15 protein-coding genes are annotated in these 17,061 nt (G+C 44.8%); 10 read left to right on the top strand and 5 right to left on the bottom strand.

Annotated elements, in window-relative coordinates:
• The 5 genes from M0Q51_11595 to M0Q51_11615 form a co-directional block, all read left to right on the top strand.
• On the top strand, nt 1-3,982 hold a 3,982-nt coding region (locus M0Q51_11595), incomplete at its 5' end, for a hypothetical protein (GenBank protein ID MCK9400620.1).
• Between the two features lie 135 nt (nt 3,983-4,117).
• Nucleotides 4,118-4,813 carry a MotA/TolQ/ExbB proton channel family protein gene (locus tag M0Q51_11600; protein ID MCK9400621.1) on the top strand — a complete coding sequence of 232 codons (696 nt, stop codon included), beginning with the start codon at nt 4,118-4,120 and terminating at the stop codon, nt 4,811-4,813.
• A 12-nt stretch (nt 4,814-4,825) separates the two neighbouring features.
• Complete coding sequence (locus M0Q51_11605; GenBank protein MCK9400622.1) at nt 4,826-5,236, top strand: biopolymer transporter ExbD; 411 nt, start codon at nt 4,826-4,828, stop codon at nt 5,234-5,236.
• Nucleotides 5,233-6,108, top strand: a complete 876-nt coding sequence (locus M0Q51_11610) for a hypothetical protein (protein ID MCK9400623.1) — start codon at nt 5,233-5,235, stop codon at nt 6,106-6,108. Before M0Q51_11605 ends, M0Q51_11610 begins: the two co-directional genes overlap by 4 nt.
• 22 nt (nt 6,109-6,130) lie before the next feature.
• Complete coding sequence (locus tag M0Q51_11615) at nt 6,131-7,423, top strand: bifunctional folylpolyglutamate synthase/dihydrofolate synthase (protein MCK9400624.1); 1,293 nt, start codon at nt 6,131-6,133, stop codon at nt 7,421-7,423.
• Nucleotides 7,424-7,425: 2 nt separating this feature from the next.
• Here the strand turns inward: M0Q51_11615 and M0Q51_11620 are convergent, their stop codons facing one another.
• On the bottom strand, nt 7,426-7,629 hold the full coding sequence (locus tag M0Q51_11620; protein MCK9400625.1) for a sulfur carrier protein ThiS: 204 nt from the start codon (nt 7,627-7,629) through the stop codon (nt 7,426-7,428).
• Nucleotides 7,630-7,632: 3 nt separating this feature from the next.
• The gene (thiF, locus tag M0Q51_11625) at nt 7,633-8,223 is read right to left on the bottom strand and encodes a sulfur carrier protein ThiS adenylyltransferase ThiF (GenBank protein ID MCK9400626.1); all 591 of its coding nucleotides are present in this window, start codon (nt 8,221-8,223) and stop codon (nt 7,633-7,635) included.
• 238 nt (nt 8,224-8,461) lie between these two features.
• Between thiF and M0Q51_11630 the strand changes: the two genes are divergently transcribed.
• On the top strand, nt 8,462-10,621 hold the full coding sequence (locus M0Q51_11630; protein ID MCK9400627.1) for a hypothetical protein: 2,160 nt from the start codon (nt 8,462-8,464) through the stop codon (nt 10,619-10,621).
• A 113-nt stretch (nt 10,622-10,734) separates the two neighbouring features.
• On the opposite strand, the gene M0Q51_11635 is transcribed toward M0Q51_11630, so the two are convergent.
• Entirely contained in the window at nt 10,735-11,439 is a 705-nt protein-coding gene (locus M0Q51_11635; GenBank protein MCK9400628.1) for a T9SS type A sorting domain-containing protein, read from the bottom strand.
• A 195-nt stretch (nt 11,440-11,634) separates the two neighbouring features.
• Here M0Q51_11635 and M0Q51_11640 point away from each other — a divergent pair, with 195 nt between their 5' ends.
• Genes M0Q51_11640 through M0Q51_11655 form a run of 4 tightly spaced genes read left to right on the top strand, consistent with a single transcriptional unit; the run spans nt 11,635 to nt 15,599 of the window.
• Complete coding sequence (locus M0Q51_11640) at nt 11,635-12,015, top strand: LysR family transcriptional regulator (protein MCK9400629.1); 381 nt, start codon at nt 11,635-11,637, stop codon at nt 12,013-12,015.
• 2 nt (nt 12,016-12,017) lie between these two features.
• Nucleotides 12,018-13,001 carry a tungstate ABC transporter substrate-binding protein WtpA gene (gene wtpA / locus M0Q51_11645; GenBank protein MCK9400630.1) on the top strand — a complete coding sequence of 328 codons (984 nt, stop codon included), beginning with the start codon at nt 12,018-12,020 and terminating at the stop codon, nt 12,999-13,001.
• Between the two features lie 23 nt (nt 13,002-13,024).
• Nucleotides 13,025-14,563: an aldehyde dehydrogenase family protein gene (locus M0Q51_11650; protein MCK9400631.1), complete on the top strand. Its 1,539-nt coding sequence runs from the start codon at nt 13,025-13,027 to the stop codon at nt 14,561-14,563.
• Entirely contained in the window at nt 14,553-15,599 is a 1,047-nt protein-coding gene (locus M0Q51_11655) for a hypothetical protein (protein MCK9400632.1), read from the top strand. The genes M0Q51_11650 and M0Q51_11655 overlap by 11 nt, the downstream gene beginning before the upstream one ends.
• Nucleotides 15,600-15,653: 54 nt before the next feature.
• Here the strand turns inward: M0Q51_11655 and M0Q51_11660 are convergent, their stop codons facing one another.
• Nucleotides 15,654-16,184 carry a hypothetical protein gene (locus M0Q51_11660; protein MCK9400633.1) on the bottom strand — a complete coding sequence of 177 codons (531 nt, stop codon included), beginning with the start codon at nt 16,182-16,184 and terminating at the stop codon, nt 15,654-15,656.
• A 134-nt stretch (nt 16,185-16,318) separates the two neighbouring features.
• Nucleotides 16,319-17,044: an LPS export ABC transporter ATP-binding protein gene (gene lptB, locus M0Q51_11665; GenBank protein ID MCK9400634.1), complete on the bottom strand. Its 726-nt coding sequence runs from the start codon at nt 17,042-17,044 to the stop codon at nt 16,319-16,321.
• Nucleotides 17,045-17,061: the final 17 nt, after the last annotated feature.

The raw sequence follows: 17,061 nt of genomic DNA on the forward strand, positions 1-17,061 counted from the left end.
CAATGCCGGTGCGGCAAAATCATTAACAATCAACACCGGAGGCGTAGCCACCTGGACATCAGCCTTAATAACCAACATTGGAACAGGCGGAATAAACATAGCTTCCACAGGTGATATAACCGGAGCATCCAATGGTGTGTTAACAACTACCGGAGGGCTTACTCTTAATGCAAATTTAACAAGCACATCAGTAACTATTACCATTCAAACAACTGCAGGACAAACAATTTCCGGCACAGGAACGCTGGCAAAATTAGATATCAGTGCGAACACCACCAATAATGGAATACTTACCGTTACTACCACTCTTGCGAGCACAGTAGCAAGCACCTTAACACAAGGCAGTTCCTCGACATTAACTTATGGAGGAAATACAGTAGCCCCAACGCTTGATGCAAGTGCAATCGGTAATACAGTAGATTATAATCAAGCCGGAACGCAAACAATAAAAAGCACACCCTACCAGAATATAACCATTAGTGGCAGTGGCAACAAAACATTAGGCGGAGCCATAACCGTTAATGGCAACCTGACTGTTAATGCCGGAACCCTTGTTACGAGCACGTTCCAGATCACGGGGAATGCCACAGGAACGTTAAGTGTAGCAGCAGGAGCGGCCCTAACATTAGGCCTTACAACTTCAGCTGCGGTAGTAGACTTTCCTGCCGACTTTACCACTGCAAATATTTCGCTTGACGCAACAAGTACCGTTACTTATCAGGGGAATAACATGCAAACAATTTCTTCTGTTCCAACATATGGAAATTTAACAATCAATACATTCTCCGGTTCCAAAGTAGCAGACGGAGATATAACAGTAACAGGCAACCTGATTACAACAAGCCCTGTCACATTGGATATGACATCAAATACATTGAATTTAACCGGCACCTATACCGGCACAGGAGCGCTATCGTTTAGTTCAGGGAATTTTAATATAGGTGGAACATTTACTAACACAGGCACCTTTACAGCGGGAACAGGAACAGTTACTTATAATGGAAGCGGTGCCCAAGCCGTAAAAGGAATCACTTATTACAACCTGACCATAACCTCCGGCAATATTGCCACAGCCGGAGCCTCGTTTACCTGTAATAATAATTTGTCACTTACATCGGGTACATTTGCTTCGGGAGCATTTACAATTATAGTATCCGGGGCAACAACCATCAGCGGAGGGACGCTCAGAACAAGCAACGCAGCCGGTTTATTCAACCTTCAGTCGTTATCGCTGACGGGAGGAAGTGTAGCAGGCACTGCAACGGGCAATGTGAATGTGGCTACCACGTTAAGTGTTCCAAGCGGCAGTGCGACCATTGGCCGCTGCAACTTAACCGTTACGGGCGCGACAACCGTTAGCGGGACATTAGATTTTAATAGTGCCTTAGGAGTAAAAACATTAGGAGATATTACCATCAACATCGGTGGAACATGGACAAGCACGGGCAATTCAGCACTTACGATTACGGGAAGTTTAACGAATGACGGAACATTTGCCGAAGAGAACGGTATGGTAACTTTTATCGGTTCCTCAGCGCAAACAATCACCGGCGCTTGCACCTTCAATAATATAACAGTAAATAATGCAGCAGGAGTTACCGCCAGTGCAAATCAAACCGTGAATGGCGTGCTTTATTTAAGCTCCAATGCTTCTGCCACACAAGGGTGCCTTGAAATGAGTACTTATACCCTTACCATGGGCGCTAATGCAACTACCACAGGAACCGGCGATGTGACCGGGATTGTGAAACGGACAAGTTTGGATCCCGCCACTTCATATACCTTTGGGAATCAGTACACAACAATAAACTTTCGGAATGTAGGAACTTTACCGACTGATGTCAGCGTGAAAATCACCATCGGCTCGGCACCAGCGTGGAAAACGGATGCTGTCGAAAGGACTTACGATATCATCCAGACAGGAGGAAGCGGTAGTTTTACGACTTTAAACTTGCACTACCTTGATAGCGAACTTAATGGGAATACAGAAAATACGTTGGTCAAATGGGCCTGCGACGCTCCTTTTATACCGGGGACGGCGATAGAATTCGGCAGGTCAAATTATGAAGTGACGGACAACTGGGTTGGAACATCAAGCTTCGATGTATCACTTTGGCCCACAAGCTTTGACACAAGAATCGAGACAATAGGTAATTCTGTCCTCTCAAACACTACCTGGAATGGATCAATTAGTACAGTTTGGACTAACCCTGGTAACTGGACTCCAAAAGGTATTCCATCAGACTTAAGCGATGTCATAATTCCTGATACTTCAACAACCATCAACAACCCGACATTAGGTATATCTCTTGCAGTCGGAAGACTGACAATCGAGAGTGGAGGAATTTTGAACTCAGCGGCAACCTCCACCGTTACCATCTCTGGTGGTAACGGCGCGTGGAGTGACAACGGAGGTACATTTAATGCCAGCACAGGCACAGTGATTTTCACTAACGCGGTAGCCACAATATCCGGTGTAACGGATTTCTACAATGTGACGATTAATTCCGGTGCGGTGTTGACACTGGGAAGCGGTGGTACAATGCGGATTAGCGGGACGATGACCAATAATGGAACATGGCGTGCAGCGCAACTAGCAAATAATACCGTCGAGTATAATGGTGGAAGTCAGACAGTATTGAATCCTAACGGAGCCACTCCAGGCTACGATAACCTTATCCTCAGCGGTAGTGGAACTAAAACAATGCCAGGCACTGCACTGGCTATAGCCGGGGATTTCTCCATGTCGGACACAGCCACGGCCACTGCGGGTGCCGCGATGACTATCGAAGGCGACTTTACCCTCGGCTCAGGAACCACGTTTACCACGGGGGCATTGAGTCATTCAATCGGCGGGGACTTCTTGAACAACGGCGGCACCTTTACTGCCATCGGAAACACCATTATGCTCGATGGCAGCAGCGCACAAACAATTGGCGGGACTGCTGCTACAATGTTTGACAATCTTACTTTAAACAACGCAGCCGGTGCCTTGCTTGGAAACAGTGAAATCGTAAATGGCACACTAACGTTGACAAGCGGAAGATTGACGACTACCTCTTCCTATACACTAACCATGGGAACAGCGGGAATTATTTCAGGTGGCAGCATCAGTTCTTATGTCAACGGCAACCTGCAGAAGAATTTCCCGACCAATGCAGGAACACAGTCGTTCACTTATACGATCGGGGATGCCTCCATCTACACCCCGGTAGTACTGGATATCAGTAACGTCAATATTAGCTCCAACCCGGTCAATATCATTGCATACATCGCATCTACCGATACCAATGAAAGCAGTGGCTCGGGGATCGACCAGACCAAAAAAGCAGACTGCTACTGGTTCGTGAATGAAAATGCATCACCCGGTATATTTGACACCTACGATATCACGTTAAATCTTTCAAACACCACAAATTCGGGGGAAGCCGGCGGAACTATTGAAGGCTATACTATTAAAAAATTCGATCCTTCCACGTGGGCTTCAACTTCCAGCACTGTGACCAATAATTCTGAGGGTAACAGAACCATCAAAGCCACCGGCCTGACGAGTTTCAGCGATTTTGAATCGGGTGAAGACTGCACTGCACCAACCATTACACTGGGGGGCAATCCATCAGTATGCAGCGACACAATATCGGTAAATCTTACCTATAGCGCAACGACAGGCAGCCCGGATCAGTATACCATCGATTATAATGCAGCGGCCGAAGGACAAGGGTTTGCCGATGTAGCCTATACAACGCTGCCATCGAGCCCGATTTTACTAACCGTACCGGGAGGAGCTGCTGAAGGAACATATAATGGAACACTTAAAGTTAAAAACAGTTCGACGGGTTGCGAAAGCAGCGGGTATGAGATAACTGTGACGGTAACGAATTGCGGCTATTTGATACCACTGTCCAACTGGTCATTGTTCATGGCAATCGGTCTGATGCTTGTGGCTTCTGCATTCATTTACAGGAGAAGGATTTCGGGATAAGTTGCTCTAATCTGTGAATAAAAGTTTCCCTGGTCCGGATATATATTCATCTTCTTTTCTAAATTTACCTCATTAAAAAAGAACTTAAAATAATTAAGCTGTTTCTACGTTTAATCTCAGCCAAATGAAAATAATATGACCGGATTTTTTTTATTGCAGATCAGTACTAGTAACGACTTAATCAGCGGACAGGCCAACCCGTCTGAAATCACTCTTTCTGTCTATGACCTCGCCCTTAAAGGCGGATGGATTATGGCAATCCTCGGTGTTCTATCCATCATAGCAGTTTATATTTTTATTGAACGGTTTCTGACTATCAAAAAGGCCAGCCAGGATGACAAACATTTCATGAACAATATTCGTGATTTCATGCACAACGGCAGATTGGATTCGGCCTTAGCGCTTTGCCGTAACAATGAAAGTCCGATTGCCAGGATGATAGAAAAAGGGCTGATTCGCATAGGCCGGCCTTTAAATGATATTAATACCGCCATTGAAAATGTCGGTAAGCTTGAAGTAGCGAAAATGGAGAAAAACATTGCCGGACTGGCCACTATTGCCGGAGCAGCGCCTATGCTCGGCTTCCTGGGAACCGTGATCGGGATGATTGTTGCCTTTTATGACATGTCTATGGCGGGAAATAACATCGATATTACACTCCTTTCCAACGGCATATACCAGGCCATGGTAACCACGGTTGGTGGTTTAATTGTGGGTATCTTTGCACTCGTCTTCTATAACATATTGGTTTCCAGGGTTGAAAATTTAGTCTTCATCCTGGAAGCACGCGCTTCTGAATTCATGGATCTCCTGCACGAGCCTGCATCTTAAAACTTAAACGCCATGCCAATCCACGCCAGAAATAAAATCAATGCTTCATTCAGCATGGCTTCCATGTCTGACCTGGTTTTTCTTCTATTGATCTTTTTTATGATCACTTCTACACTAGTTGCTCCAAACGCCATCAAGCTCCTGCTTCCAAGCAGTAATAGCAAGACCATGGCCAAACAAACAGTCACAGTCTATATTAATAAAAATCAGAATTTCTTTGTTGAAGAACTCCAGGTTAATGAGGATATCCTCGAATCCCAGATCGCTCAGAAACTTACAGGGCAGACGGAAGGTACAGTCGTTTTAAGGGCTGATAAATCAGTACCTGTTCAGCACATAGTAACAGTTATTGATGCTGTTAATGGGATCAACCGGAAAAATGGGACAAAACATAAGGTGATCCTGGCTACTTTGCCAAAATGATAAACGAGAAAAAAAACAGGATTAAGGGCATATTGGGAACCATCCTATTTCATGTGGGATTGCTGGTTTTATTGCTCTTTCTGGCCTTACGGACCCCACTGCCTCTACCGGGGGAAGAAGGCGTACTGGTTAATCTTGGTTTTGATGAGACCGGCATGGGTATGGATCAGCAGGAACAGCCTGCCCCTGCCGAGCCTTTGCCTCAGCCAACATCTTCCAGGCAGGAGCCGGAAGAAGATGAATACCTGGTACAGGATGTAGAAGAGGCGCCTGCGATCAGAGAGAAAATAGTTGAAGAAAAAAAGAAAGAGCCTGAAAAAGTCATTCCGAAACCTGAACCAGAGCCGGTCAAAGAGATAATCCAACCCGAACCCATGCCCGAGCCTAAGCCTCAGCCTAACCCCAAAGCTATGTATAAAGGCAAGAGCACTACAACGACACAGGGCGGCCAGGAAGGTCAGACCGGGAAGCCAGGCGACCAGGGCAATCCCAATGGCACACCCGGTGCTCCCACTTATAAGGGTGCGGGTGGAGAAGGAGCAGGAACGGGAAGTGGCAAAGGAACAGGAACCGGAACCGGAGATGGAGCGGGAGATGGTATCTCTTATAGTTTGGGTGGAAGAGGCTCTTTGATGCTCCACAAACCTTCCTATGATTCCAAAGAACAAGGGAAAGTGGTGGTAACTATAAAAGTAGACAAGCAGGGAAATGTCGTCAGTGCCGTGGCCGGTGCAAAAGGAACCAATGTTTCCGATCAGACATTATGGCAATTGGCTAAGGACGCGGCACTCCGGTCCCGGTTCATCGCTAATCCCAATGCGCCCGACACACAAGTCGGCACGATCACCTATAATTTTATCCGGCAGAATTAATTATCTCATTCAATTTACAAATATGAATTACCGGCAGACCCTGGACTACCTGTTCGCTCAACTGCCGATGTTTCATCGCATTGGTGCTGCCGCTTACCGGGCTGACCTCAGCAATACTATTAATTTATGCACCTTGCTCGGCCACCCGGAAAATACTTTTAAATCTGTGCACATTGCCGGTACCAACGGAAAAGGATCCACTTCGCACCTGATCGCTTCTGTTTTACAAAGTGCCGGCTACAAAACAGGGTTGTACACTTCACCCCACTTGAAAGATTTCAGGGAAAGGATCCGGATCAACGGAAAGAAAATCCCTAAAAGTTTTGTCAGCAAGTTCGTCAACCGTTACAGAAATCAGTTTGAACCTGTTGAAGCATCCTTTTTTGAATACACCGCTGTGATGGCATTTCAGTATTTTGCAAAAGAAAAGGTCGATGTGGCCATCATCGAAACCGGGATGGGGGGCAGGTTGGATTCTACTAACGTCATAACCCCGTTAATCAGTGTGATTACTAACATCAGTAAGGATCACACAGCGTTTTTAGGTGAAACTTTACCAGCCATTGCTGCAGAAAAAGCCGGCATTATCAAACCCGGCGTGCCGATAATAATCGGCGAAACACAACCGGAAGTCCGGGAAGTTTTCCTGGCTAAGGCTAAAGCGTTGAAGTCACCGATTCTGTTTGCTGACCAAAACTTTAAAATGATAAGAACAGGCTTGAGAAAGGGTTCGTTTTATATGGCAGCTTCCACGGGGGACTCTATCCCCGGGGATGGAGTCCTGTTGTATTGCCCACTCAGCGGAATCTACCAGGAGAAGAATATCATTTCAAGCTTCCAGGTTATTAAACTTTTAACAGAATCAGGATTCAACATTCCCGAAGGTGCCATCACGTCAGGTTATAAAAATGTGATCCGGCAGACAGGACTGCAGGGCAGGTGGCAGTCACTGCCCGGTAAACCAAAGACTATCTGTGATGTTGGCCATAATGAAGCGGGAATAAGATATATCCTCGAACAACTGGGCCAGGAAAAATTCGACCGTTTGCATTGGGTTTTTGGGTTAGTAAATGACAAGGATGCGGACAGTATCCTTAAATTATTGCCACGCCATGCAGTTTACTATTTCTGCAAGGCGAATATTCCAAGGGGTTTGGAAGCTTTAGAATTGCAACAGAAGGCTCTGGCATATGGACTGAAGGGAGAAGTGTATCAATCTGTCAGGGAAGCATTTATGGCAGCCCGGAATTCAGCCAATTCGAATGATCTGGTTCTTATAGGGGGAAGCACCTTCGTAGTTGCGGAAGTGCTTTGATCTTAACCTCCGCTGATAAGATGCAAAACTATCACATCATCCCCAGCCTTGATCATCACATTATCACGGTCCACTTTTTTCACTAATAAACCATTGATCTTAGTCACCAGCATAGGGAAAGTGAAATTTTTATATTGAATAAGTTCCGCCAGCGTGAGCTGATCACGTTCAATAATTTCTTTGTTATTATTTAACTGAATTTCCATCTTTTACATTTTACCTAAAATAATCTCTAATACCTGGTTTGCCTGCATGTTCGCTACAACGCCAACACGCGGAGCCAGCGGCGGAAAATCTTCCGATACTTCATTAGACCCATCCCCAAAAAAATACAGCTTTCCAGTAACCGTCATTCCAATTGACTCATTCTCACCCCATCCGGCCAGCCCGCTCCCGCAAATGAGATAATGATCCGGCATTTTTTCAAGCACCGTTTCGACAATCATCTGCTTCATTTCAGCCCGGTCGAAAGCTTCCACGATCACATCACATTCTTTAAAGATATCAGGAATATTTTCCTCATTAAGCTGAATCTCATGCGTTTCGACCTTAATCAAAGGATCAATCCTGTTAATATTCTCTTTCAAGGCAATCACTTTAGCTTTACCTACCTGATCAGTAAAAAAATACTGCCGGTTCAGGTTCGAAACATCTACCTTATCATAATCGGTGATTACCAGTTTCCCCACTCCTACCCTCGCTAAAGCTACAGCACAATTTGAGCCAAGACCACCGCAGCCGGCGATCCCGACGACCTTGTCCTTAAGTTTGGTTCTGATGTGTTGGTCATTCATGGTCATTGATAGTCATTAAGTTGTCATAAAGTTGTCATAAAGTTGTCATAAGGTTGTCATAAGGTTGTTTAAAAAGTGTTTTCATTCTGTCTTCTGTCTTCTGTCTTCTGTCTTCTGTCTTCTGTCTTCCTATTAACAAAATTAAGCAATTCAGCTCTTCATGGAATAATATTAATTCCTTCCAGCCATTTCAAAAATTTCTACTTTTGTGCTGCTAATTAATTAACAATAAAATTCTGAAAATATGGATACCGCGACTATCGCCAAAACCCAGGTAGTATTGAAAGAATGGCCATATAACTGGACGCCGCTGGATAAAGGATACACGGACAAGATATTGTATGTGAATGTCGGATCGGGTGAAATAAAAGAGAAAGCCGTTCCTCCCCTGATGAAAGAAAAATTCATCGGCGGAAGGGGCTATGGGCTAAGGCTGCTCTGGGATGCAACCAAACCGGATACAAAATGGGATGACCCTGAGAATGAGATCAATATCTCCTCAGGCCCTATTGGCGGGATCACCCAATATTCAGGAACAGGAAAATCGATTTGTGTCTCTATTTCGCCGTTGACTGATGTTCCCATTGACAGTAACGTCGGCGGGTACTTTGGTCCTTTCCTTAAATTTTCCGGCTTTGATGCTATTGAATTGCAGGGGAAAGCTGATAAGGATGTGATCGTTTTTATTGACGGGATCAACCATAAGGTGACCGTTAGTGAAATCAATGTTAATATCAAAGATTCCCATGTCCTGGCTGAATACCTGACCGATCTTTATGCCGATGATGAAAAGGATAAGAAAAATGTGGCCGTGGTATGTTCAGGCGCTGCAGCGGAATATTCCCTGATCGGGATGCTGAACTTCAGTTTCTACGACACCCGCCGGAAAAAGGTGCGTCTGAAACAAGCCGGTCGTGGAGGCATCGGAACCGTACTTCGCAATAAGAAGATTAAAGCTGTTGTAGCTAAAATAGCCGGCGTAAAAGGCAACCTGAATAATGTGGCCGACCTCGAACCGATCATGGAGCGTGGCAAGCGGTTTAATGCTGAAATGCGCGATCTCGATGATTCACAGGCGGAAATGCGCACGAAAGGTACGGCCCACCTTACCAATATCATGAATGATTATGACCTTCTGCCTACCCATAATTTCAAATTCGGAAGTCATCCGGAAGCTAACGCCATTCATTCTGAAGTCTGGAAAGCACGCTTTACCCAAGGGATACCTGATGGCTGCTGGATAGGTTGCAACATGGCCTGCTCAAAAGGTGTAGATAATTATAAGCTGAGAACAGGACCTTATGCAGGCGACAGTGTCCTGGTCGATGGTCCGGAATACGAAAATGCCGGCGGATTGGGCTCCTGCAGCGGTATCTTCAACCCTGATTACATCATTGAAGCGAATTTCTACTGCGATACTTATGGTATCTGCGCTATCTCTTTTGGAACCATTACAGCCTTCGTGATGGAATGTTATGAAAACGGTATCCTGAATGACCAGCGCACCGGTGGCCTTAAACTGAACTTCGGCAATGCCGAATCTGCCATGGAAATGCTTCACCAGATGGGACGCGGCGAAGGATTTGGCCTGATTGCCGGGATGGGCGTCCATAAAATGAAGCAGTTGTTCGCCGAAAGCGGATGGGGTGATGCAGGTTTCCTGAATGATATCGGCATGGAAAATAAGGGCCTGGAATACTCTCAGTACGTCTCTAAGGAATCTTTAGCCCAGCAGGGTGGATATGCCATGACAAACAAAGGCCCGCAGCATGACGAAGCCTGGCTCATTTTCATGGATATGGTGAACAACCAGATCCCCACTTTTGAAAAGAAAGCCGAAGCGTTGCATTATTTCCCGATGTTCCGCACCTGGTTCGGGCTGGTCGGGCTTTGTAAACTCCCATGGAACGACGTTGAGCCGCTTACTAACGCCGAAACCGACGAACCGGCCAAAGTGCCCGAGCATGTCGATAACTATGTGACCATCTATAAAGCCGTTACCGGAAAACCTTTCGACAAGTTTGAAATGATCCGGATGTCGGAACGCGTATATAATTTCCAGCGGATATTCAACATCCGCAGGGGATACGGAACGAGGAAATACGATGCCCAGCCCTACCGCGCTGCAGGTCCTGTTACTAGGGAAGAGTATGAATCAAGGGCGGATCGTTACGACAAGCAACTTAAGGAAAAGATCGGAGTTGACCCGGCAGGATTGTCCACTGAAGAAAAAATGAAACTCACCCGAAAATTCAGGGAAGATCAGTATGAAAAGCTACTGGATGCTGTCTATTTCAGAAGAGGCTGGACGAAAAACGGAATTCCGAAGATCGAGCACCTGCAAAAACTGGGGATGGACCTGCCGGAGCTGATCGAACTGGTGAAGGACAAGCAGGGGGATTAATTGAAAATTGAAAATTCTGAGTTTTGAGTTATAATTGTGTTTCCTTATTCTCTGTGTAACTCTGCGATACCTCTGTGGAACTCTGTGTAACTAAACACAAATTGCAAGTTGATTTATAAGACAGTAATTTTCCTTATATAAACCTGATCACCAGTTCTCAATCTCGCCAGGTATAAACCGGGTACCGGGAAGATCTCATCCTTCAGCAATCGGTCCAGTATCGGCTGGTTCCCATCATATTGCTTGCTATAAACCAGTTTTCCGGTTAATGTAAATATTTCCAGGATGGCCTTTCCTCCTGTTGGAAAAGCTTCAAGGTATAACAGTTCCCCATCTTTCACAGGAACAGGATAGATCCTGAAATTGCCGTTTTCAAAATCTTCCGGATCCACAATTCCTATTCCGGAATAACAATCACTCTGGTATTGGGAAATAATGCCGGATGTGACTTCGCACCTGTCAGTTCCGATAGTAAAACTTGTTGTTCCTTCAAAAATGGTATCCGATGGGGAATACGATTCGTTATAATACACGTTCACATTATAAGACCCGGGTTCAAGCGGCCCGTAAGTTACTGAAAGGTCAAAGGTGCAGAGGCAAAACGCCGCCAATCCTGTATCAATCTGGTACCAGTCAATTTGATGATCAATTATATTTATCTCCATCGTGTAAACAGCTCCACAATTCCGGTATGCTCCTGTTTCCCACAATGTTACTGTATCCCCGTTGACATATGCAAAAATGTTTTGAGATTGTGAGGATAGGGCCATGTTTATCAGCGAATAAATGATTAGAAAACTGATTGTGAATGATTTCATGGAAATGAGTTTTTTTAGTCGTAAATCGATAATCTGACAATAAAGATAGCAATTTTCAGCTTCATATGCAACATGTTTTTATATAAACATAAATTTTCTTCTTCTTTAATTAGCCTTACACATTTTGTGCTTTGCTGCGGTTATAGTATTTTTGTCCCGATATGCATAAGATCACATATCGAAAAAAATTAAACTATGGGTAGGTTAAAGCCTAGCAAATTCGAAATATTCCTGAATTATAAGTTGTGGTTATCTTCTGTGACAGGAGAAGGAATCATTGAGGAAGACAAGTATAAACTATTGCAGATAATCAATGAGAAAGGTTCCTTGAAAGCGGCGGCAGATGAAATGAAGATAAGTTACCGTAAAGCCTGGGGAGACCTGAAAAAAGCAGAGAGCTTATTGGGGTATGAACTGATTATCAGGCAACGTGGCGGGAAATCAGGGGGTCAGTCACATTTAACTGATAAAGCGAAAAAACTCCTGGAGGCTTACGATGTCCTTCATATGAAAATGGATGATGCTGTAGAGAAAGCTTACGAAGAGTTTAAAAATAAAACTAGTAATCTTGAATGATTATGAGAAATTCGTTTGCCTTTTTGCTCCTGTTTTTAATGTTCTCCTGCCAGAGCTCAAATAACCCGCAGAAGAATAAAAATGCTGCGATTTCAGGCGATATCATCATTTTTCATGCCGGCAGTCTTTCCGTTCCTTTCCAGGAAATTGCAAGGGATTTTGAACGGGAAAACCCCGGAGTGAAAGTTCTCCTTGAGGCTGCAGGCAGCGTCGATTGTGCGCGGAAGATCACCGATATGCATAAGCCTTGTGATCTGATGGCTTCTTCCGATTATAAAATCATAAAAAAATTTCTGATTCCCGGTTATACATCCTGGTACCTTCCCTTTGCCGGGAATGAAATGGTCATCGCTTATACTGACCACTCCGCCCTTGGCGATGAAATATCTGTCCAGAACTGGCCGGAAATCCTCCTCAGCGAAGAAATCCGTTACAGCCGGGCAGACCCTGATGCTGATCCCTGTGGTTACCGCACCGTGATGGTCATGCAGCTTGCCGGGCTTTATTATGGAAGAAATGACCTGGCCAATAAATTGGCTGCAAAAGATCAGCGGTATATCCGTCCGAAAGAAGTTGACCTGCTGGCGTTACTTGAGCTCCACGAGACCGATTATATCTTTATTTACCTTTCGGTGGCCATCCAGCATGGTCTTAAATTTCTTGAACTGCCGGATGAAATCAACCTGAAGAAGATGGAACTGAATGAACATTATAAGCAAGCCGGTGTTAAGATAAAAGGAAATACTCCTTCCAGCCAAATAGAGGTCAGGGGTGAAGCCATCGTTTATGCTGTCACTGAGCTGGATAATGCTCCAAATCCTTTGGTAGCCGAGGCTTTTCTTAATTATCTCCTGAATAATGAGAAAGGGATGAAAATCATGAATCAAACGGGCCATAAGTCATTAATTCCTGTCCCGCAAAATCCTGATATGAAACTTCCTGAATACTTGAATCAATACACCATTGCAAAAACTGATACAATATAAACCATCTTAATTTATCTTCTCATATGAAAGAAGTTTTGAAAAGACTTGGCATTAAAGAAATAAACCATGGAATCCATGATGGACTTAAATGGGTTGAAACACATGGCGGGCTCCTGGAATCCCATTCTCCGGTGGATGGAAAACTTATTGCCAAGGTATGTCAAGCTTCCCGGGAAGATTATGAGCGGGTGATTTTTAGCGCTCAAAAAGCCTTCACAGCCTGGCAAATTGTACCTGCTCCGAAGCGTGGGGAGATCGTCCGCCAGATCGCCAACGAGCTCAGGATATACAAAGAGCCCCTGGGGAAACTCGTTACCTATGAAATGGGGAAGACCTGCCAGGAAGGCTTGGGTGAAGTGCAGGAGATGATCGACATTGCCGACTACGCGGTTGGGCTTTCCAGGCAATTATACGGATTGACGATGCACTCCGAACGGCCTCAGCACCGGATGTATGAACAGTATCACCCGCTGGGCGTAGTCGGCGTGATCAGTTCATTCAACTTCCCGGTTGCAGTCTGGGCCTGGAATGCCATGATCGCAATGGTTTGCGGCGATGTGGTCATCTGGAAACCATCTTCCAAAACACCTTTGTGCGCTGTAGCTGTGCATCATATCATCCAAAAAGTTCTGAAAGAAAACCATCTTCCGGCAGGTGTCCTCAGCCTGGTAGTTGCCGGCTCTTCATCCTTAGGCGATAATTTCCTGGCCGACAAGCGAATGCCGTTAATCTCAGTCACAGGCTCTGTAAGGGTCGGCCGCCATGTTGCAAAAATTGTCGGGGAAAGATTGGGCAGGACAATCCTTGAATTAGGCGGCAATAACGCTATCATTATTTCCCAGTACGGGAACAAAGATATGGCCTTGCGCGGCAGCCTTTTCGGGGCCATTGCCACAGCAGGGCAGCGATGCACCACTACGCGGAGGCTGATCATCCATGATTGCATGTTTGATATATTCAGGGAAAAACTTTTAAAATCGTATAATCAGGTAAAAATCGGGAACCCTTTAGATGAAACTACTATTGTTGGCCCCCTTGTCGATAAAAGCGCCGTTGAAGCGTTTCGCCATGCGCAGGAGGAGGTTGTTAAAGAAGGTGGAAAGATAATATTCGGCGGGCAGATCCTGGAGGGAGAAGGGTTTGAATCTGGCTGCTATGTCGTTCCCTGCATAGCTGAGGCAGAGAACCATTATCAAATTGTCCAGGAAGAGACTTTTGCCCCTATTCTTTACCTGATCAGGTATAAAACCATTGAGGAGGCTATTGAAATTCAGAATGGCGTACCCCAGGGACTCTCTTCGGCTATTTTTTCACGGAACATTATTGAAACAGAGAAATTCCTTTCCCATGCCGGTTCTGATTGCGGGATTGCTAATGTGAATATTGCAACGAATGGTGCTGAGATCGGCGGAGCTTTCGGTGGTGAGAAAGATACCGGCGGTGGCCGTGAATCAGGCAGCGACGCCTGGAAAGCTTATATGCGCAGGCAGACCAACACGATCAATTTCAGTACTGAGCTTCCATTAGCACAAGGAATTAAATTTGATATTTTTGAAGAATAATTATATGAAGAAGTTCCAGATTATTTACCTTTTGATCGTTTTCGCCCTCTTAACCCAAACCGGGAAATCACAGGAAATCACAAATGATTTTTATGATGATGCTGAAACTTCCAGCCTGAAAGGGTTGACAACTATCCAGGTCACCGGGGAAATCGGAAATCCCGGAGAAATAGATATCATTAAACTTCAGCCACGCTCCCTGGTAATGAAGGAGGCGCTGGCTGACGGCGATTCGAACCGGTTTATCGGGGCATACCGGTATGATGGTTACTCACTTTACGACATACTTAACCATGTCATTCTCAAAAAGAAAAATGAAGCTGAGTTTCCCCCAATCATCGATATGTTTGTGAAAGTCGAGAATGACCGGGGGGAATCGGTTGTGATCAGCTGGGGTGAAATATACTACCCTGCACACCGGCATGAAATTATCATCGCGACGAAGGTCGCACGCATTGTTCCATCGAAAACCAAGGATCTGTGGCCATTACCCGAAGAGACAAAGCTTGTCGTCGGCAATGACCTTCTGACCGAGCGAAACATCTCAAATCCGGTAAAAATAACTGTTTATTCAGCCTCTGCATCCTATCCCGTTAACCGGAACATGAATCCCCTCTATTCTCCCGGTATTAAAATTTATAAGGGGGATAAATTCCTGGGGGAAATGGTCACATCACCTGTTTTGGCGCAAAGTGCTGAATTCGAAACTATTTTCTACGGCCGTGGAAGGGGCATTCACAGCACGACCCCATTCAGGGGCTGCCTGTTGAAGGATGCACTTCAACCTTATTATGGCATTGACCGAAAAACCCTTCGCGAAGGTTTATTCCTTATTGCCTCCGTGGATGGTTACCGGTGTGTTTTTACTTTCAGCGAAATCTTCAACCGGAATGACCAGTCGGAGGTTTTATTAATTGAAGATCAGAAAAATCAGGATGGTGGTGTGTTTCGCTTATTTCCTGCTGCCGATTTCTTTTCCGACAGAGCCATTAAAGCTGTTTCGGAAATCAGGTTGCTGGAGAATCAAAATAATTGAACCTTTTGTATTGATCCAAAGGTTGTTTTGTGTGGAATAAACTTTTAAAAGATTCTACAGCAAACTTCCGGTTATAGTTGCTAAAAAGTGAAACTTCATCGTAAAATTAACCGGCGATGAACTAATGTCCCCAGTAAGTATTCCCTGGCATTTATGAGGGGCATTTTTAATAAGACCTTCTACCATGTTTATTCCCGCCTCATCAAGATTCAGGGTCCTTTCAGCAATAAGCAGATGCTGCAGAAGCTCTGTCGGAAGGGTTGCCAGCACCTGTGATTCTGATCCATTTTCATCGCTGACGGTCAGTAAGCCATTAGTGAGGGTTTGATCGTCAGTTCCACTAAAAGAAGTAAGAGAGTATGTTGCCGACTTTATCTCAATAGTTTCAATATAATCCACATATTCTTCAAAATTATTATAAACGACCGCATCCAGCAGGTAAATTTCGTTAAGAGAGGTCGTGTCGCTATTCACCTCAAAGGTCAGATCAAACTCAAAATCCTTTGAGAAATTTATAATATAGCAGGAAGAACTGGCAACCAGGAAGATTGCAGCTAAAAGAGTGAGATACAATCGTATTCTCATAGGTAATGGATTTTGAAAATCAATGGATAAAATGCGTTATGAACCACGTCAGGTTGCCATGGACTATTTATTAATCTTACAAAAGGGAAAAGGTTATATTACAAAATATGAGATGACATCTCAATGACCTCAAATTATCTCCTCAATTCAAACTTTTCTCCAAGGTAAACTTTCCTGACCTGCTCATCGTCTGCGAGCTCTTGCGAAGTGCCTGATTTTAGAACTTTTCCTTCAAGAAGAAGATAGGAACGATCAGTGATTGATAATGTTTCGTGGACATTATGATCGGTGATCAATACACCGATATTTTTATCTTTCAGATGGGTAACGATTTCCTGTATGTCTTCTACTGCAATGGGATCTACGCCTGCAAAAGGTTCGTCTAAAAGGATAAAGTTGGGGCTTACCGCAAGCGACCGGGCGATTTCAGTTCTCCGCCGTTCGCCTCCCGATAATTGAATGCCCATGCTTTTGCGAACAGTGTTCAGGCCAAACTCCTCAAGTAAGGATTCGAGTTTCTCCTTTTGCTCCTGTTTCGACATTTTGGTGAATTCCAATACAGCCCTGATGTTATCCTCCACACTCAGTTTTCTGAATACGGATGCTTCCTGCGCCAGGTAACCAATCCCCCTCTGCGCCCTCTTATACATCGGTTCTTCAGTTATCTCGTCGTTATCAAGGAATACCTTACCGGAGAATGGTTTGATCAATCCAACGATGATGTAAAAAGAAGTAGTCTTGCCCGCACCGTTCGGCCCAAGCAAGCCAACAATTTCCCCCTGCTTTACTTCAACAGAAACATCATTGACAACTATTCGCTGCCTGTATTTCTTGACGATTTTTTCAGTTCTGAGAATCATATATTAAACTTTCCATG

This window comes from Bacteroidales bacterium, from assembly GCA_023229505.1.
Lineage (GTDB): Bacteria > Bacteroidota > Bacteroidia > Bacteroidales > JAGOPY01 > JAGOPY01.

Coding starts and splice junctions, on each gene's coding strand:
- wtpA (MCK9400630.1), top strand. CDS start 12,018: ATGAGAAATTCGTTTGCCTTTTTGCTCCTGTTTTTAATGTTCTCCTGC.
- M0Q51_11600 (MCK9400621.1), top strand. CDS start 4,118: ATGACCGGATTTTTTTTATTGCAGATCAGTACTAGTAACGACTTAATC.
- M0Q51_11620 (MCK9400625.1), bottom strand. CDS start 7,629: ATGGAAATTCAGTTAAATAATAACAAAGAAATTATTGAACGTGATCAG.
- M0Q51_11640 (MCK9400629.1), top strand. CDS start 11,635: ATGGGTAGGTTAAAGCCTAGCAAATTCGAAATATTCCTGAATTATAAG.
- M0Q51_11650 (MCK9400631.1), top strand. CDS start 13,025: ATGAAAGAAGTTTTGAAAAGACTTGGCATTAAAGAAATAAACCATGGA.
- lptB (MCK9400634.1), bottom strand. CDS start 17,044: ATGATTCTCAGAACTGAAAAAATCGTCAAGAAATACAGGCAGCGAATA.
- M0Q51_11605 (MCK9400622.1), top strand. CDS start 4,826: ATGCCAATCCACGCCAGAAATAAAATCAATGCTTCATTCAGCATGGCT.
- thiF (MCK9400626.1), bottom strand. CDS start 8,223: ATGACCATGAATGACCAACACATCAGAACCAAACTTAAGGACAAGGTC.
- M0Q51_11660 (MCK9400633.1), bottom strand. CDS start 16,184: ATGAGAATACGATTGTATCTCACTCTTTTAGCTGCAATCTTCCTGGTT.
- M0Q51_11635 (MCK9400628.1), bottom strand. CDS start 11,439: ATGAAATCATTCACAATCAGTTTTCTAATCATTTATTCGCTGATAAAC.
- M0Q51_11630 (MCK9400627.1), top strand. CDS start 8,462: ATGGATACCGCGACTATCGCCAAAACCCAGGTAGTATTGAAAGAATGG.
- M0Q51_11610 (MCK9400623.1), top strand. CDS start 5,233: ATGATAAACGAGAAAAAAAACAGGATTAAGGGCATATTGGGAACCATC.
- M0Q51_11615 (MCK9400624.1), top strand. CDS start 6,131: ATGAATTACCGGCAGACCCTGGACTACCTGTTCGCTCAACTGCCGATG.